The 23,450-nt window shown below is 62.9% G+C and carries 22 protein-coding genes; 6 read left to right on the forward strand and 16 right to left on the reverse strand.

The features are described from left to right. Positions 1-11: 11 nt before the first annotated feature. The 5 genes from HU715_RS13885 to HU715_RS13905 form a co-directional block, all read right to left on the reverse strand. Positions 12-1,328, reverse strand: coding sequence for a Na+/H+ antiporter NhaC family protein (locus tag HU715_RS13885; RefSeq protein WP_186708740.1), 1,317 nt, complete (start codon positions 1,326-1,328; stop codon positions 12-14). A gap of 271 nt (positions 1,329-1,599) precedes the next feature. Continuing rightward, the gene (locus tag HU715_RS13890; RefSeq protein WP_186708718.1) at positions 1,600-2,913 is read right to left on the reverse strand and encodes a sensor histidine kinase; all 1,314 of its coding nucleotides are present in this window, start codon (positions 2,911-2,913) and stop codon (positions 1,600-1,602) included. After that, complete coding sequence (locus HU715_RS13895) at positions 2,910-3,578, reverse strand: response regulator transcription factor (protein ID WP_053123507.1); 669 nt, start codon at positions 3,576-3,578, stop codon at positions 2,910-2,912. The genes HU715_RS13890 and HU715_RS13895 overlap by 4 nt, the downstream gene beginning before the upstream one ends. Further along, a complete protein-coding gene (locus HU715_RS13900; RefSeq protein ID WP_186708717.1) occupies positions 3,578-3,889 on the reverse strand; it encodes a PepSY domain-containing protein in 312 nt (103 codons plus the stop codon). The genes HU715_RS13895 and HU715_RS13900 overlap by 1 nt, the downstream gene beginning before the upstream one ends. After that, the gene (locus HU715_RS13905; protein WP_186708716.1) at positions 3,889-4,197 is read right to left on the reverse strand and encodes a PepSY domain-containing protein; all 309 of its coding nucleotides are present in this window, start codon (positions 4,195-4,197) and stop codon (positions 3,889-3,891) included. Before HU715_RS13905 ends, HU715_RS13900 begins: the two co-directional genes overlap by 1 nt. Positions 4,198-4,425: 228 nt before the next feature. Here HU715_RS13905 and HU715_RS13910 point away from each other — a divergent pair, with 228 nt between their 5' ends. The 5 genes from HU715_RS13910 to codA all read left to right on the forward strand — a co-directional run bounded on the left by HU715_RS13910 (position 4,426) and on the right by codA (position 9,824). Beyond that, positions 4,426-5,505, forward strand: coding sequence for a patatin-like phospholipase family protein (locus tag HU715_RS13910; RefSeq protein WP_186708715.1), 1,080 nt, complete (start codon positions 4,426-4,428; stop codon positions 5,503-5,505). A gap of 82 nt (positions 5,506-5,587) precedes the next feature. After that, complete coding sequence (gene queD / locus HU715_RS13915; protein WP_003203918.1) at positions 5,588-5,944, forward strand: 6-carboxytetrahydropterin synthase QueD; 357 nt, start codon at positions 5,588-5,590, stop codon at positions 5,942-5,944. A 238-nt stretch (positions 5,945-6,182) separates the two neighbouring features. Beyond that, positions 6,183-7,013: an alpha/beta fold hydrolase gene (locus HU715_RS13920; RefSeq protein ID WP_186708714.1), complete on the forward strand. Its 831-nt coding sequence runs from the start codon at positions 6,183-6,185 to the stop codon at positions 7,011-7,013. A gap of 279 nt (positions 7,014-7,292) precedes the next feature. Then, positions 7,293-8,564: a cytosine permease gene (codB, locus tag HU715_RS13925; protein WP_186708713.1), complete on the forward strand. Its 1,272-nt coding sequence runs from the start codon at positions 7,293-7,295 to the stop codon at positions 8,562-8,564. Positions 8,565-8,576: 12 nt separating this feature from the next. After that, entirely contained in the window at positions 8,577-9,824 is a 1,248-nt protein-coding gene (codA, locus tag HU715_RS13930; protein WP_186708712.1) for a cytosine deaminase, read from the forward strand. A gap of 248 nt (positions 9,825-10,072) precedes the next feature. Here codA and HU715_RS13935 read toward each other — a convergent pair whose 3' ends face one another. Beyond that, positions 10,073-11,065 (reverse strand): diaminopimelate epimerase, encoded by a 993-nt coding sequence (locus HU715_RS13935; RefSeq protein ID WP_186708711.1) that lies wholly within the window; start codon positions 11,063-11,065, stop codon positions 10,073-10,075. Between the two features lie 189 nt (positions 11,066-11,254). On the opposite strand from HU715_RS13935, the gene HU715_RS13940 reads away from it, so the two are divergent. After that, on the forward strand, positions 11,255-12,406 hold the full coding sequence (locus HU715_RS13940; RefSeq protein WP_186708709.1) for an MFS transporter: 1,152 nt from the start codon (positions 11,255-11,257) through the stop codon (positions 12,404-12,406). Positions 12,407-12,614: 208 nt separating this feature from the next. On the opposite strand, the gene HU715_RS13945 is transcribed toward HU715_RS13940, so the two are convergent. The 10 genes from HU715_RS13945 to HU715_RS13990 form a co-directional block, all read right to left on the reverse strand. After that, the gene (locus tag HU715_RS13945) at positions 12,615-15,053 is read right to left on the reverse strand and encodes a TonB-dependent siderophore receptor (protein ID WP_186708707.1); all 2,439 of its coding nucleotides are present in this window, start codon (positions 15,051-15,053) and stop codon (positions 12,615-12,617) included. A 97-nt stretch (positions 15,054-15,150) separates the two neighbouring features. Beyond that, the gene (locus HU715_RS13950) at positions 15,151-16,134 is read right to left on the reverse strand and encodes a FecR family protein (protein ID WP_186708705.1); all 984 of its coding nucleotides are present in this window, start codon (positions 16,132-16,134) and stop codon (positions 15,151-15,153) included. Between the two features lie 37 nt (positions 16,135-16,171). Continuing rightward, entirely contained in the window at positions 16,172-16,672 is a 501-nt protein-coding gene (locus tag HU715_RS13955; protein ID WP_186708703.1) for a sigma-70 family RNA polymerase sigma factor, read from the reverse strand. A gap of 204 nt (positions 16,673-16,876) precedes the next feature. Then, on the reverse strand, positions 16,877-18,052 hold the full coding sequence (locus HU715_RS13960) for a baeRF3 domain-containing protein (RefSeq protein ID WP_186708701.1): 1,176 nt from the start codon (positions 18,050-18,052) through the stop codon (positions 16,877-16,879). Positions 18,053-18,062: 10 nt separating this feature from the next. Beyond that, positions 18,063-18,485 (reverse strand): HPF/RaiA family ribosome-associated protein, encoded by a 423-nt coding sequence (locus HU715_RS13965; protein WP_186708699.1) that lies wholly within the window; start codon positions 18,483-18,485, stop codon positions 18,063-18,065. A 242-nt stretch (positions 18,486-18,727) separates the two neighbouring features. After that, positions 18,728-19,168 (reverse strand): carboxymuconolactone decarboxylase family protein, encoded by a 441-nt coding sequence (locus HU715_RS13970; RefSeq protein ID WP_053123536.1) that lies wholly within the window; start codon positions 19,166-19,168, stop codon positions 18,728-18,730. 294 nt (positions 19,169-19,462) lie between these two features. Then, positions 19,463-20,905 (reverse strand): mechanosensitive ion channel family protein, encoded by a 1,443-nt coding sequence (locus HU715_RS13975; protein ID WP_186708697.1) that lies wholly within the window; start codon positions 20,903-20,905, stop codon positions 19,463-19,465. 185 nt (positions 20,906-21,090) lie between these two features. Then, positions 21,091-21,957, reverse strand: a complete 867-nt coding sequence (locus HU715_RS13980; RefSeq protein ID WP_186708695.1) for a pirin family protein — start codon at positions 21,955-21,957, stop codon at positions 21,091-21,093. A gap of 256 nt (positions 21,958-22,213) precedes the next feature. Beyond that, positions 22,214-22,828 (reverse strand): response regulator transcription factor, encoded by a 615-nt coding sequence (locus HU715_RS13985; RefSeq protein WP_225917599.1) that lies wholly within the window; start codon positions 22,826-22,828, stop codon positions 22,214-22,216. A gap of 114 nt (positions 22,829-22,942) precedes the next feature. Continuing rightward, positions 22,943-23,377 carry a PleD family two-component system response regulator gene (locus tag HU715_RS13990; protein WP_186708693.1) on the reverse strand — a complete coding sequence of 145 codons (435 nt, stop codon included), beginning with the start codon at positions 23,375-23,377 and terminating at the stop codon, positions 22,943-22,945. Positions 23,378-23,450 lie beyond the last annotated feature (73 nt).

Below are 23,450 nucleotides of genomic sequence, written 5' to 3' on the forward strand. Positions count from 1 at the left end.
TTGAATCAGCCTTACAACACCATCGCCGCCACCCAACCAAACGCCAGCAGCGGCAGGTTGTAGTGGATGAAGGTCGGGACCACGGTGTCCCAGATGTGATGATGCTGGCCGTCGATGTTCAGGCCGGAGGTCGGGCCCAGGGTCGAGTCCGAGGCAGGCGAGCCGGCATCGCCCAGGGCGCCGGCGGTGCCGACGATGCAGACGATTGCCAGCGGGCTGAAGCCCAACTGCAGGCACAGCGGCACGAAAATCGTCGCCAGGATCGGCACCGTGGAAAACGACGAGCCGATGCCCATGGTCACCAGCAGCCCCACCAGCAACATCATCAGCGCGCCGATGCCCTTGTTGTGGCCGATCCAGGCCGCCGAAGCTTCCACCAGGCTTTGGACTTCACCGGTGGCCTTCATCACCTCGGCGAACCCTGAGGCGGCGATCATGATGAAGCCGATCATCGCCATCATCTTCATGCCTTCGGTGAACAGGTCGTCCGTCTCACGCCAGCGCACCACCCCCGACAGCGAGAAAATCAGGAACCCGGCCAGGGCGCCGATGATCATCGAGTCCACCAGCAGCTGGATCGCGAATGCCGCCGCCACCGCAACCCCGGCCACGATCAGGCTCAGCGGGTTGTAGCGCACGGCCACTTGCTCGGCCTTGGCGATCTTCTTCAGGTCATAGACGCGTTTCTTGCGGTACGTGATGAACGACAGCGCCAGGCCAAACACCATGCCCAGCGCCGGGATGCCCATGGCGTGGGTGATATTGATGCCACTGATGTCGACGCCGCTGCGGGCGACATTGGCCAGCAGGATTTCATTGAGGAAGATGTTGCCGAAGCCCACCGGCAGGAACATATAGGGGGTGATCAGACCGAAGGTCATGACGCAGGCGATCAAGCGACGGTCCAGCTGCAGCTTGGTCAGCACGTAGAGCAGCGGCGGCACTAGCAGCGGGATGAAAGCGATGTGGATCGGCAGGATGTTCTGGGAAGCGACCGCGACCGTGCCCAGCAGACCGATCAGCACCCATTTGACGCCCGAGCCACCGGCGACGTCCTGGCGATCCACCAGGGCCAGGGCTTTGTCCGCCAGGGCGTGGGCCATGCCGGACTTGGCAATCGCCACGGCGAAGGCGCCGAGCAAGGCATAGGACAATGCCACCGTCGCACCGCCACCCAGGCCGGCATTGAACGCCTTGAGCGTCGCCTCGATCCCCAGGCCGCCCGTCAGGCCGCCCACCAACGCGCCGATAATCAGCGCGATCACCACGTGCACACGAGACAGGCTGAGCACGAGCATGACGCCAACCGCGGCAATTACTGCATTTATCATCGTTACCTCAAAGCACAGCGATGGAAAGCCACCGGACAAAAAGGTCGCGACTTTGCAGCAAGCGGCGGCAAGCTGCAAGGGCCGTGGGGCGGGTTTTCACAAGGTTTGCAGTCACCACAAACCAATGTGGGAGCGAGCCTGCTCGCGATAGCGGTCTGTCAGTAGACATTGATGTGGCTGAGCGGACGTCATCGCGAGCAGGCTCGCTCCCACAGGGGCCAAGTCAGACAGAGGATCTGTGGCCCAGCATAAAGGGTTAATGCAGACCTCAACGCTTGGGCAACTCGATCACAACCTTCAACCCACCCCACTCGCTGTCATCCAACGCCAACAGCCCGCCCCAGGTGTCGACGATGTCCCGCACGATGCCCAGGCCCAGGCCGTGGCCATCGGTCTGTTCGTCCAGTCGCGTGCCACGGCTGAACACCTGCTCGCGGCGGTCCGCGGGAATGCCCGGGCCATCGTCCTCCACCGCCAGGCTGAACCCTTCGGCGGTTTCGGTCAGGGTCAGGCGCACCTCGGCATCGGCCCATTTGCAGGCGTTGTCCAGCAGGTTGCCCAGCAGTTCCAGCAAGTCTTCACGATCCCAGGGCAGGTGCAGGCCCGGTGGGGCGACGTAGCTCAGGTGCAGGTGCTCGCCATGGATCATGTTCAGCGTGGCCAGTAGCCCTGGCAGTTCGGCGTCGCAGTCCAGGTGCGCGCCGGGCAAGGCATCGCCGGACAAGCGGGCGCGGTTGAGTTCGCGGTTCAGGCGCTGGCGGACCTGCTCCAATTGGTCGAGCAACAGTTTGCGCAGCTCGGGATAGGGGTCGAGCTTCTCGTTCGATGCCAGGCTTTGCAGCACCGCCAGTGGGGTTTTCAAGGCATGGCCGAGGTTGCCCAGGGCGTTGCGCGAACGCTTGAGGCTGTCTTCGGTGTGGGCCAGCAGATGGTTGATTTGCGCGACCAACGGTTCAAGCTCCCGTGGCACCTGTTCGTCCAGTTGCGTGCGCTGCCCGCGCTGCAACTGGGCAATCTGCTCCCGGGCCCGGTCCAGCGGACGCAAGGCCCGGCGCACGGTGAGGCGTTGCAGCAACAGGATCAGCAACAGCCCCGCCAACCCGAGCCCGAGGCCGACCTGTTGCATCCGGCGAAAGCTGTCACGCACCGGCGTATAGTCCTGGGCCACGCTGATGGAAATCCCCTGGCCCAGCCGCCGATAGTCGGTACGCAGCACCAGCAGCTTCTGGCCCTCCGGGCCCAGTTGCAGATTGCTGTGCAAGCCTGGGTGGTCGAGCCGGGGCAACTCCTGGTCCCACAGCGAACGGGAACGCCAGTGCACATCGGCAAAATCGATGCGGAAATAATGCCCGGAGAACGGTCGCTGATAGGCCGGCGACAGGCGCCGTTCATCCAGTTGCAAGCCCAGCGGGCCGCGCACCAGGGCCACCAGCAGGTTTTCACTGTCGTTGCGCAGGCCGGCTTCCAGGTAACGCTGCAAGCCCAGCTCGAACAGCCACAGGCTGGTTTGCGCCAGGATCAGGCCGACCACCAGCATTACACCGATCAGGCCCAGGCTCAGGCGCCGCTGGATGGATCTCACTGCGCCTGCCCGCCGAACAGGTAACCCTGGCCGCGACGGGTTTCGATTACGCTGCGTCCCAGCTTGCGCCGCAGGTGATTGACATGAACTTCCAACACGTTGGAATCGCGCTCGGTCTCACCGTCGTACAGGTGTTCGGCGAGATGGCTTTTGGAAAGGATCTGTTCGGGATGCAGCATGAAATAGCGCAACAGGCGAAACTCGGCCGCCGTGAGCTGGATGTCGGTGCCGTCGCGGACCACGCACTGGCGACTCTCATCCAGGTGCAACCCGGCGGCCTTGAGCGTCGGCTGGTTGACCTGCCCATGGGAGCGGCGCAGCAGTGCCTGGATCCGCAAGTGCAGTTCTTCAGGATGAAACGGCTTGGTCAGGTAGTCATCGGCGCCGGCCTTGAGCCCCTCGATGCGCTCGGCCCAGGACCCTCGGGCGGTGAGGATCAACACCGGCGTCGCCAGGCCACCAGCACGCCACTGGGCCAACACGTCGAGCCCCGGCACACCTGGCAGGCCGAGGTCGAGGATGATCAAGTCGTAGGGCTCGCTGCTGCCTTGGTACACCGCGTCGCGCCCGTCGGCGAGCCAATCGACGGCGTACCCTTGCCGTGCAAGCCCGGCCATCAATTCGTCCGCCAGGGGCACGTGATCTTCCACCAGAAGCAGGCGCATCAGTCTTCCTTATCTTTGAGTAAACGGCCGGTCGTGGCCTCCAGGTCCAGTTCGCGCACGACGCCGTCGGTGTCCAGCAGCTCGACTTCGTAAATATAGACGCCGTGTTTCTCCTCCAACTCGGCTTCCAGCAGTTTGGCGCCCGGGTGGCGGTCCAGCGCCTGTTGCAACAGATGCTCCAGCGGCAGGATAACGCCCTGCTGGCGCAGTTGCAGGGCCTCGTCCTGGTCCAGGTCGCGGGCCACGGCCAGCGAACAAAACGCCAGCAACGCCAGCGCCCATCGGCTGCGGGCGCATAAATTAAGCTTCATTACAGATCCTGATGATTCTTGAGTACCTTGCCATTGGTGGCGTCCAATTCCAGGTCCCACTCAATGCCCTTCGTATCGCGCAGGTCCACCTGGTAAATGTACTTGCCGTACGCTTCCTCCAACTCGGTCTCGGTCAAGGTGGCGCCAGGGTGCTTGGCCAGGGCGGCGGCATCGAGCTTTTCGACGGACAGGATGGTACCAGCGTCTTGCAGCTTACGGGCTTCGTCCACGCCCAGGTCTCGTGCGTGAGCCAGGCTCGTACCGAGGGCCATGAGGGTCGCGATGAAAAAGGCAGTCAGGCGGTTCATGGGTTGTCTCCTTTTTATAATCTTTGCCGGGGGACTGTATCGGGGTGAACTTAACTGAAACTGAATGGCCATCATGCGTGAAAAATCCTCTGTGGGAGCGAGCCTGCTCGCGATAGCGGTCTCTCTGCCTGGCATCGATGTAGCTGAACCGACGTTATCGCGAGCAGGCTCGCTCCCACATTGACTTGTGTCGTTATAATCAGCCGCCTACCCGTATTCGAGCCCGGTATGACCGCTATCCACATCAAGTTTCCCGCCCTCACCCTCAAGGCCGGCCCCCGTGCGTTCGGACGGATTCGCCAGGCCGGCTTGAACGCCGTCGACGTCGGCATCCTGCCGGGCGCCGCCGGTGGCCCCAAGGCCCTGGGCATCCAGGGGCTCGATCTTGCGCTGTTCGGCGAATGGCTACCCGCCGCGCCCCGGGAGCGCTCGCTGATCGGGGCCTCGGTGGGGGCGTGGCGCTTCGCCAGCGCCTGCCTGCCGGATGCCGCCGAAGGGATCCGACGCCTGGGCACTTTGTACAACGAACAAAGCTTCGCCAAAGGCGTGACCATGGCCGGGGTCAGCCAGAGTTCGCAGCGCATGCTCGATGACTTGCTCGACGGCCGCGACACTTCGATCCTCGACAACCCGCGATACCGGCTCAACATCATGGTCGTCAAGAGCCATGGTCTGCTCGCCCAGGATCATCGCGGCCGGCTGGGCCTGGGATTGTCGTCGGTGATCGCCGACAACCTGCGGGGCCGTGGGCGGTTGTCGCGGCATTTCGAACGGTTGATCATCCATGACCCGCGCCTGGCCCCACCCCTGCATCCGCTGAATGACTTTCCGTCGCGCTTCGTGCCCCTGGCGGCCGGTAACCTGCGCCAGGCCCTGCTGGCTTCGGGCTCGATCCCGATGGTCATGGAAGGCGTGCGCGACCTGCCGGGTGCCGGTGCCGGCACCTTTCGCGACGGCGGTTTGCTGGACTATCACCTGGACTTGCCGTACAGCGGCGAGGATATCGTACTGTACCCGCACTTCACCGACCGGGTCATTCCCGGCTGGTTCGACAAGGGCCTGCCCTGGCGCCGGGGCAACGTCGAACGCCTGCAAGACGTGTTGCTGCTGGCACCGTCCCGGGAATACCTGGCGCGCCTGCCCTACGGCAAGCTGCCGGACCGCAACGATTTCAAGCGCTTCATGGGCGATGACTCGAGCCGTCGCAAGTATTGGCGCACGGCGATGGATGAGAGCCGGCGGCTCGGTGATGAGTTTCTGGAGCTGACGGCCAACGGTGGCTTGGGCGAGCGTTTGCTGACCCTTTAGTCAGCACGGTCGCGCAACGCCGTGATCAAACTGATAAACTCCGCCGCCTGCCTCGCGACCGATATCTAAAGAGCCCGAACCTGTGGAAATCTTCAAAGAGTTTACCTTCGAATCCGCCCACCGCCTGCCCCACGTGCCGGACGGCCACAAGTGCGGCCGCCTTCACGGTCACTCGTTCAAGGTGGCGATCCACCTGAGCGGCGATATCGATCCGCACACCGGCTGGATTCGCGACTTCTCGGAGATCAAGGCGATCTTCAAACCGCTCTACGAACGCCTGGACCACAACTACCTCAACGACATCCCTGGCCTGGAAAACCCCACCAGCGAAGTCTTGGCCAAGTGGATCTGGAATGAGTTGAAGCCGTTGCTGCCGGAACTCAGCGCCATCCGCATCCACGAGACCTGCACCAGCGGTTGCATTTACCACGGCGAATAAGACAGGTGCTGCTTCCTGGCCTGGGAGCCTTCTGTGGCGAGGGAGCTTGCTCCCGCTGGGCTGCGAAGCAGCCCCATCCAAAAGGCCACTCAATCCGCCTGAAACACCGCGCCGCCAGGTTTCAGGGCCGCTTCGCGCCCCAGCGGGAGCAAGCTCCCTCGCCACAAAGGTGTCTCCCCTGCTGAATCGCATTGGCCTATGCTTGGTCCCCTGAGCCATTTTCAGGGGAGTATCAAGCATGACCCACTGGCCGCTGGATCAAACGTACGACTTCAACGGACACCCCATCCGCTATGCCATCCACGGCGATGGCCCGCCGCTGGTGTTCGTCCACGGCACGCCCTTCTCTTCCTACGTGTGGCACCGCATCGCCCCGCTGTTCTTCGCCACCCACCGGGTGCATTACTTCGACCTGCTGGGGTATGGCCAGTCCGCCCAGCCCGATGCCGACGTGTCCCTCGGTGTGCAAAACCATCTGCTTGCGCAATTGCTGGAGCACTGGGGCCTGGATTGCCCGGACGTGGTGGCCCATGACTTCGGCGGCGCCACGGTCCTGCGTACGCATTTGCTCAACGGCAAGGACTATCGCAGCCTGACCCTGATCGATCCTGTGGCGCTATCGCCCTGGGGTTCGCCCTTCGTGCAGCATGTCCGTCAGCACGAAGCGGCCTTCAGCGGCCTGCCCGACTACATCCAACGGGCCATCGTGCCGACCTATATTCGCGGCGCGATCAAACGGGACATCCCGGACGCCGAACTGGCGCCCTACGTGCAACCATGGCTTGGCGAACCGGGCCAGGCGGCGCTCTACCGGCAGATCGCCCAGATGGACGAGCGCTATACCCGCGAGGTCGAAAGCCTGTACCCGACCGTGCGCTGCCCGACCCAGATCCTCTGGGGTGAGGAGGACCAGTGGATCCCCATCGAGCGCGGCCGGGCCCTGCACCAACTGATTCCAGGGGCGCAACTGCACCCGGTGCCGAATGCCGGGCATCTGGTCCAGGAAGATGCGCCGGAAGCGGTGGTTGCGGCGGTGTTGCGGTTTCTGGCGTTGCGTTCCCCGACCTGAAGAACACTGCATTCCCCCTGTGGGAGCGGGCTTGCTCGCGAAGGCGGTGTATCAGTTATGAATACATCGGCTGACACACCGCCTTCGCGAGCAAGCCCGCTCCCACAAGGGAGAGATCGTAGGCAGAGAGAACTGTGTTCCAACTTGAATCACCACCGCACCGCTTTCGCCCCCTTCGCCCACCCAATCCCCAGGATTGTCTATAAATAACCTCACGCTCACCCGTTTGGCACGGCCGCTGCACGCTTGCGACATCCCCTCTTCCGCAAGGACCGCCACATGACTCAGAACGATCCGGGCAATGACTATCCCCTGAGCGAAGTACCGCTGCACGCGCGCAAGGGCCTGGCTTCCACGGCCATGGTGCTGCTGGGTTTCACCTTTTTCACCGCCACGATGTTTGCCGGTGGCAAGCTCGGCGTGGCGTTCAGTTTTGCCGAGATGCTCACGGTCATCGTCATCGGCAATCTGCTGCTGGGTCTCTATGCCGCCGGCCTGGGTTACATCGCCTTCAAGAGCGGACTCAATTCGGTATTGATGGGCCGTTTCTGTTTCGGCGAGGTGGGCAGCAAGCTCAGTGACTTGATCTTGGGGTTCACCCAGATCGGCTGGTATGCCTGGGGCACGGCGACAGCCGCGGTGGTGCTGGGCAAGTATTTCGAATTGGGCCAGGGCACGGTGCTGTGGCTGATGGTGCTGTTCGGCCTGGGGTTCTGTGCCACGGCCTATGTTGGTTATCGTGGCCTGGAAATTCTCTCGTATCTCGCCGTGCCGGCCATGATGTTGCTGCTGATGCTGTCGATGTGGGTCGCCACGGTGAAGGTCGGTGGCTTCGAGGGCTTGCTGGCGGTGGTGCCCACCGGCAGCCTCGATTGGTCCACCGCCATCACCCTGGTGTTCGGCACCTTCGTCAGCGGCGCGACCCAGGCGACCAACTGGACGCGGTTCTCCCGCTCGGCGAAGGTCGCGGTGCTGGCGAGCCTGATCGGTTTTTTCCTGGGCAACGGTTTGATGGTGCTGATCGGCGCCTACGGGGCCATCGTCTATCAACAACCGGACGTGGTCGAAGTGTTGCTGCTGCAGGGCTTCGCCATGGCGGCGATGGCGATGCTGCTGCTCAACATCTGGAGCACCCAGGACAACACTATCTACAACTTCGCCGTGGCCGGCTGCAACCTGCTGCGCACCCGCCGGCGCAGAGCCGTGACCCTCGGCGGCGCGGTGATCGGCACGTTGCTGGCGCTGCTGGGCATGTATGACCTGCTGGTGCCGTACCTGATTCTGCTGGGCACCGTGATCCCGCCCATTGGCGGGGTGATCATGGCCGATTTCTTCTTCCGCTGGCGCGGCCGTTATCCGCGCCTGGCCGAAGCCCGGTTGCCGGCGTTCAACTGGCCGGGGCTGGCGGCCTATGGGCTCGGCACGCTCGCCGCGTTCAATTCGCCGTGGGTCGCGCCACTGGTAGGAATCGCCACCGGCGCGCTAACGTATGTGCTATTGATCGGCGTAATGGGTACCCGCACCGCTGACGCGCCCCTACAAGACCTATAAAGGATTCGCCCGATGCACATCATCAACGCCCGCCTGCGCAACCACGAAGGCTTGCATGAACTGCACCTGGAAAACGGCCTGATCGCCAGCATCGCCCGCCAGACCGAGGCCCCCAGCCTCGGCCCGGAAGACCTCGATGCCGGCGGCAACCTGGTGGTCCCGCCCTTCGTCGAACCGCACATCCACCTGGACGCCACCCTCACCGCCGGCGAGCCGCGCTGGAACATGAGCGGCACGTTGTTCGAAGGCATCGAGTGCTGGGGCGAACGCAAGGCCACCATCACCCAGGAAGACACCAGCACCCGCGCCAAGAAAACCATCCAGGCCCTCGCCGCCCATGGCATCCAGCATGTGCGTACCCACGTCGACGTGACCGACCCCGAACTCACCGCCCTCAAGGCAATGCTGGAGGTGCGCGAGCAAAGCCGTCACTTGATCGACATGCAGATCGTCGCGTTCCCCCAGGAAGGCATCGAGTCCTACCGCAACGGCCGCGAGCTGATGGAAGAAGCGATCCGCATGGGTGCCGACGTGGTGGGCGGCATTCCCCACTTCGAATACACCCGCGACCAAGGCGTCAGCTCGGTGAAGTTCCTGATGGACCTGGCCGAACGTACCGGGTGCCTGGTGGATGTACATTGCGACGAAACCGACGACCCGCATTCGCGCTTTCTCGAAGTGCTCGCCGAAGAAGCCCGCAGCCGCGACATGGGCGCCCGCGTCACCGCCAGCCATACCACGGCGATGGGCTCCTACGACAACGCCTATTGCGCCAAGCTGTTCCGCCTGCTCGGGCACTCGGGCATCAATTTTGTCTCTTGCCCGACCGAAAGCATCCACCTGCAAGGCCGCTTCGACACCTTTCCCAAACGCCGCGGCGTCACCCGGGTCAATGAGCTGCTCGAAGCCGGGATGAATGTGTGTTTCGGCCAGGACTCCATCGTCGATCCGTGGTACCCATTGGGCAACGGCAACATCCTGCGGGTGCTGGAAGCGGGGCTGCATATCTGCCACATGCTCGGCTATCGCAACCTGCAAAGCGCCCTCGACCTGGTCACCGACAACAGCGCCAAGGCCATGAACCTGGGCGAGCGCTACGGACTGGAACCGGGCCGCCCGGCGAACTTGCTGATCCTTTCAGCGGACAGCGATTACGAAGTGATTCGCAGCCAAGGGTTGCCGCTCTACTCGATTCGCAATGGCGAAGTGCTGATGAAGCGGCAGATGCCGGTGGTGGAGTTTGCCCAGCAGCCAGGCTGACTGCCACAAGGAATCTTCAGTGGCCATGAGAGTTGTGTCCAATACCGATCCACTGTGGGAGCGAGCCTGCTCGCGATAGCGGTGGGTCAGTTGCATCAAGGTTGGATGTGCCACCGTCTTCGCGAGCAAGCCCGCTCCCACAAGGGGCCTTCGGTGATCACAAATGTTGTGTCCGACACTGGTCCACTGTGGGAGCGGGCTTGCTCGCGAAGACGGCCTCGGCCACACCGCAAAACGTCCAGAAGCGCTTATGGCACAAGCCGCGCCGCACCAAACAACCTGACCCGCACCAGCTCCCCCGCCTCTTCCTCCAACAAGATCGGCGCCGTACCGCCGGGCATCACCACCCTCACCGCCCCCGCCTTCACCCAACCCACCCGCCAGGCGGCACTGGCCACGGCGCTGGCGCTGGTGCCCGAGGACGCGGTAGGGCCTTCGCCCCGCTCAAACACCCGGGCGGCGATTTGCCCTTCGGCTTCGAGCCGGGCCCATTGCAGATTCACCCCCCTGGTGCATGGAACACCAGCCCCACCGGGCACCGCATAAGCGATGCGGGTCAAGCCCCGTGACAGCGCCGCAGCACGCATCTGCGCATTGCTTGGCAACGCCTCGCCCCCCTCCACCAACGTCACGCAATGCGGATTGCCGATGTTCACGAACTGACTGTTGCCCCACGCCGGGTCCAACCGTTCAAGCGCCGCCACACGGCTGACATCACGCTGGTTGAACATCACCCGCTCGACCTCCTGGGCGCCAACGGCCTGGGGCCCGAACAGCGGTTTGCCCAGGTCCAGCCAGAAACCTTGCACCCCTTCGAATCCAGCGGCGCGAACCGAGGTTTGCAGCGGTGACACGCCGTCGGGTTTATCGTGATGAACCTGCAGCACGCAATCACCAGGCGCCGCCATCAAGCCTTGTTCTTGCAGGGCCTGGGAGAAAATCGTCAAGCCATTACCACTGCGCTCGGCCAATGTCCCGTCGGTATTGACGATCAACAGATCAAAGGGTGGCTCATTCTGGAACGGGCCAATCAGCAAACCATCACTGCGATGGGCCTTGGCATCCGGCGGCGCTTCGCCCGGCGCCCAGGCGCAGAAGGCGTGCACGACCGCCGTTGCCCAGGATTCGCGAGCCTGTGCGGCCTGGGCGGCTGACTGGGGCAGAGCAATGCCGTGATCACGCACCTGCTGCGGTGAAACGACCCCATAAATATTGCCGCGTGCGTCATAAAACTGCGTCATGGACCAGACCCAATATCAACCAGCAAGGGCTGCTACTTTATGTCGGCAAAGGCCGGGGGAGCAAAGTTGGCTGGGCAACCCGGCCATTCCCGTCGGCACCTTGGGGTCGCGGTGCGGTCAGTGGATATGCAAGCATAGGCCCCCTGCCTGCATCACCGCACCGCACCGCACGAAAGCCAAGGACGTTTCATGACTGCCATCACGCCCCCGCCTACCTTTGTCCCCGGACGCCTGGAACAAATGTCCACCCGCATCGCCTATCTCATCGCCGGCATCGGCATCGCCGCCTGGGCGCCGCTGGTGCCTTACGCCAAGGTGCGGGCGAACCTGGATGAAGGCACCCTCGGCTTGCTGCTGCTATGCCTTGGGGTCGGGTCGATCCTGGCGATGCCGATTTCCGGCGCGCTGGCGACGCGGTTCGGCTGCCGTCGGGTGCTCAGCGGCGGCACGATCCTGATCTGCCTGGCGTTGCCGTTGCTGGCGACGATGACCTCCCTGCCCTGGCTGGTGGCTGCGCTGTTCCTGTTTGGCGCCGGGCTCGGCACCGTGGACTCGACCGTGAACCTGCAAGCGGTGATCGTCGAGCGGGCCAGCGGCAAGACCATGATGTCGGGTTTCCACGGCATGTTCAGCCTTGGCGGGATCATTGGCGCAGCCGGAGTGAGCGCCCTGCTCGGCCTGGGACTTTCGCCGCTGGGGGCGACGTTGGTGGTCAATGGGGTGCTGTTGGTGGCGTTGTTCAAGGCGGCGCCGCACCTGTTGCCGTATGGCAGTGAAAGCTCGGGACCGGCGTTTGCCATTCCCCATGGCGTTGTGCTGTTTATCGGCATCCTGTGTTTCATCGTGTTCCTGGCTGAAGGCGCGGTGCTGGACTGGAGCGCGGTGTTCCTGACCACCGAGCGCGCGGTGGATACCGCCTATGCCGGGCTGGGTTATGCCGCGTTCGCGCTGACCATGACCGTCGGCCGCCTGACCGGCGACGCGGTGGTGCATCGCCTGGGCGCCAAGCGCGTGATCATCTACGGCGGGTCGATCGCTGCGGCGGGGTTCCTGCTGGCGACCCTCGCACCGATGTGGCAAGCAGCGTTGCTGGGGTATGCGTTGGTGGGCGCCGGCTGTTCAAACATCGTGCCGGTGTTGTACACCGCTGTCGGCAAACAGACCCTGATGCCGGAAGCGATCGCCGTGCCGGCCATCACCACCATCGGCTACGCCGGCATCCTCGCCGGCCCGGCGCTGATCGGTTTCGTTGCCCATGGCAGCAGCTTGAGCATTGCCTTCGGGCTGATTGCGCTATCGCTGGTGGCGGTGGCGGCCAGTGGGAAGGTGTTGAAGGTCTGAGGCCTGGCACCGCTTGTTGAGGCCTCATCCCATTCCCTGTGGCGAGGGAGCTTGCTCCCGCTCGGCTGCGAAGCAGTCGTAAACCTGTGGATGCGGTGTTCAGTAGGTTTTGGGGCCGCTTCGCGGCCCAGCGGGAGCAAGCTCCCTCGCCACAGGAGGGTATTGAGCTGCAAAAGCTGTTTTCAGCCCCTGGAATCTGGGTTCCAGATCAGAACCCCACACTCGCCTGCACAAAGAACGTGCGCGGTGCGCCGACGTAGATGCCCGAGTTGTTGTCGCTGGAGCGGGTGTAGTACTGGTGGTCGAACAGGTTTTTCACCCCGGCGCCGACTTTCAGGTTCGACAGTTGCTCGCCGAAGTCATAGCCGGCGCGCACGTTCCAGAGCACATAACCCGGCATGTCGCCGTATTGCCCATCGGCGGTGCCATCGGTGATGTAGTCGCCGCTGAAGCTGCCATCGGCGTTCACGCTGTTGCCCGGTGAGCGTTGCTTGGACTGGGCGAAGGCGTCGAGGTTGTAGGTCCAGCGGTTGACCTCGTACCGCAGGCCCATGTTGGCCACCTGGCGGGAATAGAACGGCAGGTCACGGCCCTTGAAGCTGGGGATCTCACCTTCATACGTCGCCCGGGTGTAGGTGAAACCGGCGGTGGCGGTGAGGCCTTCGAGGCGAGGATCGAGCGCGGCCATGTCGTAGTGCACGGAAGCTTCCAGGCCTTGGTGCTTGGTGGCGCCCATGTTGGTCCAGCCCACGTCGTTGCTGATGTATTGCAGCTCGTCGTCGAAGTCGATGTAGAACAGCGTCACTTCCCCGCCCCAGACGTCATCGTTGTAACGCGTACCGATCTCGTAGGTCTTGGCCTTTTCCGGGCTCAAGCCGTTGGCGGTGTTGTTGCCATCGCCCCCCTGGCCGAGCTGGAAGTATTGCAGGCTGCCGAACGAGGTTTCGTAGTTGGCGAACAGCTTCCAGGCGTCCGACAGGTGATACATCACGCTCAGGGCCGGCAGCGGCTCGTTGCTGTCGATGCTGCGGCGTTTTTCCTGCACGGGACGGCCGGCGGTGTCGAGCACCGGACGGTCGTGCCATTCGGTGCTGATGCTTTCGAAGCGGATGCCCGGGGTGATGGTCCATTTGCCGACATCGATCTTGTCATCGATATACACCGCGTGGGCTTCAGTGCCTCCGGTACGGTCCTGGTAGACGTGGCCGTCGGCACCCGGGCGCACCACTGGCTGGTTATCCAGCAACGCCAGGCGGCTGGCTTCTTCGTGCATGCCTTCCTTCAAGTAGCGATAACCGACGCTGGCTTCCTGGGTGGTGGGCCCCAAGTCAAACACGTGGGAGACCCGAGGCTCGATGCCGAAGGTGTAATAGGTGCGCGGGTAGGACACCAGGTTGCGCTGATCCCGGGAGGCGATGGTGCTGCCACGGTAGCTGTCAGAGTAATAGGTCAGCACCTCGGCTTGGGTGCGCTCGTTGATCTCGCGGATCCACTTGAACGACACGTCCTTGCGCCGGCCGCTGAAGTTGTCCCAGTCGCGGACGGACTGGTACGGGTCCGCATCGTATTGGGCCTGGGTCAGGCCACCGGGCATGTCGGCCTTCGCGTCGTAATAGTGGAAATTCAGCGAGAAGTCGTCGACGTCGGTCGGTGCCCAATGGGTCTTGAGGATCACGTCGTCGATGTCGTTGCCGTTGTTGCTCTGGCGATAGCCGTTGCCGTTGACGCCCGAATACAACAGCGCCACGCCCAGGCCGTTGTCGGCAGTGCCACCGAGGAAGGCCGTGTCGATGTGCTTCCAACCACCGCGCTGGGAGGTTTCCAGGGTGGTGCCGATTTCACCGGTGGCTTTTTCCGGAATGGCACGGGTCACGAAGTTGATCACCCCGCCAACGTTCTGCGGCCCGTAGCGCACGGAACCGGCGCCGCGCACCACGTCGATGCTGTCCAGGTTGCCCGAGGAAATCGGCGCCATGGACAGTTGCGGCTGGCCGTAGGGCGCGAATGCCGCCGGTACGCCGTCGATCAACACCGTGGAGCGTGGCGACAAGCGCGAGGTCAGGCCGCGCACGCCGACGTTCAGGGAAATATCGCTGCCGCCGGTGCCGTTGGCGTCCTGGACCTGCACACCCGGTACGCGCCGCAGCACATCGCCGACATTCATGGCGCCCTGCTCCACCATCGCTTCGCGGCGGATCACCGTACGCGCACCGGCGTGGTTCTGCACCACCTCGGCATTGGCGTCGCCGAGCCAGTCACCGACCACCTGGATCTCAGTGGCACCCAGTTCCAGCGGGCCAGCGCTGGAGGCCGAGGGCGCCGGCAACACGGTCGCCGAACCATTATCGATCTGGTATTGCAGGCCGCTGCCCTGGAGCAATTGGCGCAAGGCCGCTTCCGGGGACAGGTTGCCGTCCACCGCCGGCGCTTGCTTGCCCGCCACCAGCTCGGGGCTGAAGAACACCTGCAACGCGGTTTGCTGGCCGAGCTGGCTCAAGGCTTGGCCCAACGGCTGCGCCTGGATGTGAATGGCGGTGGCGGCCTGGTCGGCGAACGCCTGGGGCACTGCGGCGCTGACCGCTAGGGTCAGGGCCAGCGGCAGCCAGCGTGCCGGGGTACGGTTGTGGTGTTTGGCGGTTTTTTTCACGTCGAACCTTGTCCTGTTGATCGCAAGAATACGCGTCTGTTAATGCAAACCAGTTGCAGTTGGACAAGAAGACGATGAACTCGGAAAAAACCTGAATTTATTTCGAAATTATTTCCTGGCTGCCGTCATCCAGCGTGCGCACGGCCACCGGCAGGATGTTCGGCAGCGCCTTGAGCAGTGCCTCGGGATCGTCGGCGCGGAACACGCTGGTCAGGCGCAGGTTGCCCACCGCCGCGCTGCCGACCCGCAGGGGCTGGGTGCGATAGCGGGAAACTTCTTCAACCACATCCTTGAGCGGCGCGTTGTCGAACACCAGTTTGCCGCTGCGCCAGGCGGTGAGCGCCTCGGCGTTGACCGCGTAAGGCGTGGCGACTTGGCCCTGGGCATCGATCTGGGTGCCCAGACCCGCCGTCAGGCTGACGAACCGAGCCGGGGGCGCGGCGCGTCCCTGGACCTTGACGCTGCCCTGCGCCACCGCAATCCGAGTCCTGTCGGCGTCACGGCGCACATCGAAGCGCGTTCCGGTCACCGTCACCTGGCCGTTGCCCGTCTCGACGGTGAAGGGCCGGCCCGCATCATGCTCGACCGTGAACAAGGCCTCGCCTTCGGCCAGTTCCACCCGGCGTTGACGGTGTGCGAATTCAATCCGCACGCGGCTGCGGCTGTTGAGGTCGATCACCGAGCCGTCCGGCAGGGCAATATGCCGACGCTCGCCGAAGGCGGTGGCGTATTCGCCGCTGTAGTCGGTGGAAGAACTCAAGCCGCTGAACAGCCCCAACCCCAAGGCCACCGCGAACAACCCGGCGGCAACGGCGTAGCGCAACAGCGGCCGACGCTTGGGACGTTCGGCAGGTGGTTCGCACAAGGCTTGCAGGCGTTCCTTGGGCAGCAGGTCGGTGGCGCTCCAGATGCCTTGGAGCAACTGGATTTCGTCGCGGTGGTTGGGATGTTCGTCCAGCCAGGCGTTGAAAGCCTGGCGCTCCTCGATACTCATGGCGGGCGCTTGCAAACGCACGAACCAATGCGCCGCCGCGTCGCGAACCCTGTCCTGCCCGCACGGGCATTCACGGCTATCCATCATGGAAGGTCCTGTGGCTCAGGTGAAAGAGGGCGACGGATCATTGGCCTGGTCCGTCCAGGCGATCGCGCAGATGCCGCAGGGTGCGGATCATATACTTTTCCACCATGTTTTTTGACAGGCCCAGGCGCTCGGCGATTTCCGCCTGGGTCAGGCCTTCGATCTTCTGCCAGACGAACACCGTGCGGCAGTTGGCAGGCAGCTCGGCAAGCGCCCGCTCGATGGAGTCCGCCAGTTGGATCGCGTGCATGAAATGCTCCGGGTCGCCCGAAAACGACTGACCAGGGTCGATGACAGCCTCTTCCATGGCCCCCCGTCGATCTTCGCGCCGATAGCCATCCACTGCAATGTTGCGCGCCGTCTGATGCAAATAGGCCCGCGGCAGCTCGACCCCGCTCGAATCGGCCTCAAGCACCCGTACGAAGGTGTCGTGGGCCAGATCCTCGGCCTGCTGGCGATTGCGCAGGCGACGGGTCCAGGTGCCGATCAACTCTTCGTAATGCTCGAAAAAGCCGGGTCTGCGGGGCAGCTTGGGGGTCATCACGGCGTGCTGTGGAAACGGGGCGTGAATAGTAATGCTTCCTATTAATAGGAAGCAAACGCCGTCCGACCGCCTGACATAAAAATAATGTGGGAGCGGGCTTGCTCGCGAAGGCGGCAGCACATTCGAGAATGATGTCGCCTGACACGCCGCTTTCGCGAGCAAGCCCGCTCCCACGGGGTTTAGCGCTAAACCACGATCGAACTAGAACCGGCACACCGCCGCCGCGCCCGTGTCGGTCGGCATCACATGCTCGGGTGGAATCACCACCACTTCGCCCCCCTGCCGGGTCACGGCCAGGATCAGTTCATCCAGTACATCCGGGGCCAGTTCATCGCCGCTCTCGTCAATCAGCAACCGTCCCTTGTCCAGGTCGAGCTGGCCAGGAACCTGGCGCTCGGCCTCCACCAGCAGCAGCGCGACGCGGCCTTCCCAGGCGGCCTTGGCGACGTCGGCCAGGTTATCCAGTGCCCGTCCCTGCCCCACCGCGATGCCGTAGCGATTCAAGCTGTCGACAACGTGATCGGCATAGCTGTGGGCCATGAGCTTCGAGCAGTGGACACGCAACGCCTCGACGCCAAGCCTGGACGGGTCTATCTCGATCCCCTGGCCCAGCAGTTGCGAGTTGTGGCTGACGGCACGGAACACGGCCTGGTTCTCCGGCAGGGCCACCAGGATCATCGGCAGCCCTGAAGGTTGCGAATGGTATTGCAGGATCGCTTTATCCACGACGCGGAAAAACCGCTCGCGGTCGAGGTTGATTTCGTCCTGCTTACCGCCGCCGGCGGCCTCATGCATCATCGCATCGCCACGCTCGCCACTGCGGCTGAAACCGTTAGGAAAACCCTGTTGGTTGCCCGGGGTCAGCTCGTCGCCCAGGGCCTCGTTCTGGTTGCGCGGCACCTGCTCGGCCAGCTCGATTTTCTCTAGCTGCTCCGAGGAGCCTTCATACAGCCAGACTTCGTTGCGGGTCAGGCACAGCGCTTGATAACGGTCGGTGGATTGGACCAGCCGCAACAACGGCTTGAGATAAGGGTGACTGTTGGCGACGGCGCGTTGCGGCAAGCGTTGATTCACCGCAATGACGTTGAAGTAGTCGCGGGCGCCGAACACCGCAATGCCGTCCCGATTAGAGTTCCAGAAGTCCTGGTCGTCCACCAACGCGTGAAAAGACTGGAGCAACGGCGCACCGTCAAGGTCCGGGTGCTGTTGTTCCAGTTGCGCCTGCAGGTCGCGAACCAGGTTCTTGTAGCGGATCGGGTCCTGGCTGCGTTCAGGGAATGTACGGTGCGTGGGCATGTACAACGAAAGACTCGGCTGTTCGTCGAACGCCAGGAGTTCGGCCAATACCTGCCGGTTGAAAGGTTGATGAGCGGTCATGATCGCCTCCTTATTCTTTGCCACGCGCCTCTTGGTTTTCGAGGAAATCTTCCTCCAGCATCGCGTCCACCACCTCGGGTGGTGCTTCATCAGTGGGCGCAGTCACGCGTCCCATCGGTTCGATGGCGGGGTTGAGTTTGCCGATCTGATGATCGAGCGCGTGCAGCATTTTATCGGCGGCGCCCTCCACGGCCAGTTCGAGGCTTGCGGCCTTGTGGGAGACAGACATCGGCGAGAACCCTTGCAGGCGTGCCTCGATCTGGCAGCGCTTGTCGGCAGCGCCGCCCTTTTGGGCATTCTCATCGCTGACATGAACTTCAACCCGGGCCAGTTGCCCCTCGAAACGCTGCAGCGTGTCCACCACCGTACCGCCCACCCACTCCTGCAGGCGGGCGCTGCCTTCGATATCGTTGCTATTGACTTGAATTTGCATGATCGACTCCTTTGCAAAAGACGGCTGACGCCGCTTGTGGGTAGAAGAAGATCAAACGGGCGAAGTTCCCAGCGCGGGATGACTGGAGCCTGGGCGCCTAGGAAAGAGCCTATCGATGATCAATCTGTGGGAGCGAGCCTGCTCGCGATGGCGGTGTGTCAGTCAATGGTGCATGAACTGTCAGACCGCTATCGCGAGCAGGCTCGCTCCCACAGGGCTCACCCTTTCTGGATCGAGGCGTCTCAGGCCTCAGGCATCTTGCGAAAGCCCACCGCCAAGCGGTTCCAACCATTGATGGCGTTGATCGCTACGGTCAGGTCGACCATTTCCTTGGGGCTGAAATGTTCGCTCAGCAAGGCATAGTCGGCGTCCGGCGCGTGGGTGTCGCTCAGGCGCGTCAGGGCTTCGGTCCAGGCCAGCGCGGCGCGCTCGCGGCCGGTGAAGAATGGCGCTTCACGCCAGGCGGTCACGGCGTACAGGCGACGTTCGGTCTCGCCGTCCTTGCGGGCATCGGCGGTGTGCATGTCGATGCAGAAGGCGCAGCCGTTGATCTGTGAGGAACGCAGCTTGACCAGCTCCAGCAGGGACTTCTCCAGGCCCAGGTTCGAGGCGGCATTTTCCAGGGCCAGCATGGCTTTGAAAGCGTCGGGGGAAGCGGTGTAGAAATCGATGCGCGGTTGCATGGTGAACTCCAGGACAGCAATTGGGTGTAGCGCTACGTTAGCGGTGCAGGGGCGCGGTACAAATAGCCAATTGTTGGGAAGTTCGGGTGGCCAATGAAGGCCGAGGCTCAACCTGGAAATGGACGCAAGCCATTGTGGCGAGGGAGCTTGCTCCCGCTCGGCTGCGCAGCAGTCGTAAACCGGCCGGTGCGGTGTGCCTGGTGCTGCGCATTCGGCAGGTTTTGGGGCCGCTTCGCGACCCAGCGGGAGCAAGCTCCCTCGCCACAGGGGACCGTGGAGACTTCGAGATAGAGGTCAGGCCCGGCTGCGCAACCATTGCAAAAAGCGCTTCTTGGCGATCGGCTTGGGGGCTTCGCGGGTCAGGTTCTGGGCCAGGTGCATGCGCACGTCCAGCAGGTTTTTCATCGCGTCGTTGATGTCGCGGCGGGCTTCGAGGCACGGCTTGAGGTAGCTGTTCTCGATGCGGTAAAGAGTGCAGAAGGTCTTGGCGTTAAAATTAGCCAGCGCCGCCTGCTCGGCGACGATCCCGGCTTCGCCGATCACCTCCCCTGGCCCCATGCGCCCGCCCTCGAGTGGCTGGCCGTTGCGCATGAGGGTCACGCTGACCACCCCGGATTCAATGATGAACAGATGATCGCTGACCTCTCCCGCCGCCAGGATCACATCGCCGGCGCGGAAGCTTTGTAATGTCATGTTCTGGCTGAAAACATCTTTTTCGTCCGGGCGTAGCGTCGAAAAAATGCTCGAGCTTTCCAGCAGCGCCCGAGGGCGCGACACGCCGATGGAGGCCGTGCTTTCGCTGGTGGACAACAGACTCACGCCCGACGCTTGCAAATGCCGGAACGCCAGGTCGAACAGTTGATTGCGCACCTCCCGCTTCTGCCCCATCGACGCCACGAATCCGCTGATCTCGTATTCCGCCCCGCCGCTACCGGTGCTTTTGAGCGTGACACAGGGCGCCGGAGTGGCAAGCAGCGCACGACAACCGATCATTGCCCGCTCCAACGCGTCGATCACCTTTTGCGGACGCGCATGGGGGCTGACCTGGAGACTGATGGCCAAGCCATGCATGTCGCTGGGTCGGCTGAAGTTGACGATCTTGGCTTTCGCCGCCAGCGAGTTGGGGATCACCGCCATGCTGCCTTGGGAGGTTTGCAATCGCGTGGCACGCCAGTCGATGTCGGTGACCCGGCCTTCGGTGCCATCGATGGAAATCCAGTCATCGACTTGGTAGGGCTTGGTGGTATTGAGCACGATCCCGGAAAACACGTCGCTGAGTGTGCTCTGCAAGGCCAGGCCAACGATGATCGCCATTGCGCCGGACGTCGCCAGCACGCCCTTGACCGGCAGATCCAGCACATAGGCAAGTGCCGCGATGACGGCGATGAGGAAAATCACCGCGCCGAGCAAATCCTGCAACAAGCGCCCGGTGTGGCCGACCCGTTGCATCAACGCCGCCACGATCAGCACGGTCAGGGTTCGCGCGGCGAACAGCCACCAGGTGATCTGCAAACCGGTCGCCGCCAGGTGCCGAGGCACATCGTCGACCCACTGCGCCGGCACCATGGGGTTGAGGCCTTCGTTGAACAGCAGCACGCTGAACAGCGAAAAAATCACCAGCCTTGCGCCGACTTTCCAATAGATCCGATCCGCACTGACCAAGTGCCACATCAACAAGTCGAACACCAGCAGTGCCAGGGCACAGAGCAACGGGTGCTCGGAGATCAGAAACAGCATCGGAACAGCTCCAGGAGGGCGATTGGCGAAGATTGGCACAGATTGAAGACGCTGTAGAGATCCCCCACAAGACTCCTGTGGGAGCGGGCTTGCTCGCGAAGGCGGTGTGTCAGCAGACATTTACTTCACTGACACACCGCCTTCGCGAGCAAGCCCGCTCCCACATTGGCCCTGCGTGGCTAGCGTCAGTCTTGCATCCGGCCAAAGCGTCCGGAATGGAAATCCTCGAAGGCCTGGTGGATTTCCTGTTCACTGTTCATCACGAACGGACCATGGCCGACGATGGGCTCGTCGATCGGCTCGCCACTGAGCAGTAGCACCACCGCGTCGTTATTGGCTTGCAGGCTTAATTGGTCGCCGGCCCGGTCGAACAGGGCCATCTGTCCGGCCTCGATCCGTTCGCGGCCATTGGCCTGGACCGAGCCCCGCAGCACCACCAGGGCGGTGTTGTGCCCTTCGTGCAGGTCAAGGGTGAGGTTCTTATCGGCATTCAAGCGAATGTCCCAGACGTCGATGGGCGTGAAGGTCCGCGCCGGGCCTTGATGCCCTTCGAAGCGCCCGGCGATCAGGCGCAGGCTGCCGGCGTTGTCCTTCAGGGCAATGTTCGGAATGTCGCCCTTGAGGATCGTTTGGTAACCGGCCGGGGCCATTTTGTCCTTGGCGGGCAGGTTGACCCACAGCTGGACCATTTCCATGAAGCCGCCCTGCCGGGCGAAGGCTTCGGAGTGGAACTCTTCGTGGATGATGCCGGAAGCGGCAGTCATCCATTGCACGTCGCCGGGACCGATCTTGCCGCCGCTGCCGGTGGAATCACGGTGCTCCAGTTCGCCCTGGTAGACGATGGTCACGGTTTCGAACCCACGATGCGGGTGCTGGCCGACGCCACGCCGCTCGGTGGTGGGCGTGAATTCGGTGGGGGCGGCGTGGTCCAGCAGCAGGAACGGGCTGATGTGCTTGCCCAGGTTGTCGTAGGAAAACAGCGTGCGCACCTGGAAGCCATCGCCGACCCAATGGGGCCGCGGGCTGGTGTAGAGGCCGATGATGTTTTTCATGCCGTGTCTCCAAATCAGGTGTTGCAACTCGATGGAGATAGCTTAAAACCGACACCCTTGAAGCACTAGACGGCAAAAACCGGCTTTAGCGTTCTATCCAGAGAACGATTAAGCATCTGGAAAAACTACAATGTCCCCACATTTCCCCTTGTGGGAGCGGGCTTGCTCGCGAATGCGGAGTGTCAGTGAAGTAAATGCTTGCTGACACACCGCATTCGCGAGCAAGCCCGCTCCCACAGGTTTCGGTGTCACTCATTCAAAGGTGATTGCGCTTGGCAAACTCCGACAGCCCCACCAAGGATTGCAAGCCGAGTTTTTCCAACAGGCGCGTCTTGTAGGTGCTGACGGTTTTCGGGCTCAAGAACAGGCTTTCGGCGATGTCCTTGCCGCGCATGCCCATGGCCAGCATGCGCAAGATGGACAGTTCGCGGGTGGAAAGGCTTTCCAGGGCTTGCTGTTCACTGCGTTGTTGGAAATCCAGCCGGACGGATGTCTGGGGAAAATAGGCATAACCGGACTTCAACGCCTGGATGGCCTTGGTCAGTTCCTTCAGGTCGCTTTTTTTGGTCACAAACCCCCGGGCCCCGGCCGAGATGCAGCGGTTGCAGAAGTGCTGAGCGTCCTGGGAGGTGAACACCAACACGCTGCATTCAGGAAACTGGGCCATGATCCAGACCAGCAGGTCGAGGCCATCGAAACCGTTCATCACCAGGTCCAGGATCACCAGGTCCGGCGCGCCCTCCTTGATGATGGCCCTGGCATCGGCCGCCCCGCTGGCGTCCCGGATGTGGGTGAATGCCTCATTCTGGCAAATGAGCCGCAGCGCCCCTCGTATGACAGGGTGGTCATCCACGATCAACACGTCTTTCAAGGCAACTCCCCAAAACAATACAAACGGCACCGGCGCCATGACCGCACCGGACTTTTGCACAAGTGCCTGGCCTTGCCACCTGTCAGACCTGACAGTGCGGACCGACGGTCGGGTTCAGTGTCTATGACCCTGCCTGAGGGCGCGCGCCCACGCCTGCAACGGCTCATGGACCTGAGGATCAACCCGCTCCATCAAACGCCGCAGCGAAGCCAGGTCCGGCAGTGGCGCCGGGCTCAGATGCAGGTTCGATCGACGCGCGACAGGCACCGGCGACTGACTGGCCGATTGCGCGTTGTAAAGCATCCCGTGGCGAACCTGTGGGTTATAGACAACAAAATCGTGCAAATCCAGCGCCTCGCCTGCCAACTGCGCGTTGACGACAATCAGGTCGAACGGCTCGCTGCCGTACTCCACCAGCGTCAGCAACTCTTGCAAATGGCTCACGGGGACAATCCGGAAGTAGCCTTGTTGATTGAACAGACGTTCCAGCACGATTCGATGGGTGTGTTGGGTATCGGCAATCAGGATACGAAGTGCTTTGTTCGGCATGGCAAGCTTTCCAATAGCAACGCGCCAGGTAGGCACCGGCTCAAGAACATTAAGGGCGCTCAGGCTAGAGGAA

It is taken from the genome of Pseudomonas zanjanensis (genome assembly GCF_014268745.2).
Taxonomy (GTDB): Bacteria; Pseudomonadota; Gammaproteobacteria; order Pseudomonadales; family Pseudomonadaceae; genus Aquipseudomonas; species Aquipseudomonas zanjanensis.

Coding starts and splice junctions, on each gene's coding strand:
- HU715_RS13960 (WP_186708701.1), bottom strand. CDS start 18,052: ATGACCGCTCATCAACCTTTCAACCGGCAGGTATTGGCCGAACTCCTG.
- HU715_RS13900 (WP_186708717.1), bottom strand. CDS start 3,889: ATGAAGCTTAATTTATGCGCCCGCAGCCGATGGGCGCTGGCGTTGCTG.
- codA (WP_186708712.1), top strand. CDS start 8,577: ATGCACATCATCAACGCCCGCCTGCGCAACCACGAAGGCTTGCATGAA.
- HU715_RS13955 (WP_186708703.1), bottom strand. CDS start 16,672: ATGACCCCCAAGCTGCCCCGCAGACCCGGCTTTTTCGAGCATTACGAA.
- HU715_RS13910 (WP_186708715.1), top strand. CDS start 4,426: ATGACCGCTATCCACATCAAGTTTCCCGCCCTCACCCTCAAGGCCGGC.
- codB (WP_186708713.1), top strand. CDS start 7,293: ATGACTCAGAACGATCCGGGCAATGACTATCCCCTGAGCGAAGTACCG.
- HU715_RS13970 (WP_053123536.1), bottom strand. CDS start 19,168: ATGCAACCGCGCATCGATTTCTACACCGCTTCCCCCGACGCTTTCAAA.
- HU715_RS13990 (WP_186708693.1), bottom strand. CDS start 23,377: ATGCCGAACAAAGCACTTCGTATCCTGATTGCCGATACCCAACACACC.
- HU715_RS13920 (WP_186708714.1), top strand. CDS start 6,183: ATGACCCACTGGCCGCTGGATCAAACGTACGACTTCAACGGACACCCC.
- HU715_RS13980 (WP_186708695.1), bottom strand. CDS start 21,957: ATGAAAAACATCATCGGCCTCTACACCAGCCCGCGGCCCCATTGGGTC.
- HU715_RS13940 (WP_186708709.1), top strand. CDS start 11,255: ATGACTGCCATCACGCCCCCGCCTACCTTTGTCCCCGGACGCCTGGAA.
- HU715_RS13965 (WP_186708699.1), bottom strand. CDS start 18,485: ATGCAAATTCAAGTCAATAGCAACGATATCGAAGGCAGCGCCCGCCTG.
- HU715_RS13950 (WP_186708705.1), bottom strand. CDS start 16,134: ATGATGGATAGCCGTGAATGCCCGTGCGGGCAGGACAGGGTTCGCGAC.
- HU715_RS13905 (WP_186708716.1), bottom strand. CDS start 4,197: ATGAACCGCCTGACTGCCTTTTTCATCGCGACCCTCATGGCCCTCGGT.
- HU715_RS13975 (WP_186708697.1), bottom strand. CDS start 20,905: ATGCTGTTTCTGATCTCCGAGCACCCGTTGCTCTGTGCCCTGGCACTG.
- HU715_RS13895 (WP_053123507.1), bottom strand. CDS start 3,578: ATGCGCCTGCTTCTGGTGGAAGATCACGTGCCCCTGGCGGACGAATTG.
- HU715_RS13935 (WP_186708711.1), bottom strand. CDS start 11,065: ATGACGCAGTTTTATGACGCACGCGGCAATATTTATGGGGTCGTTTCA.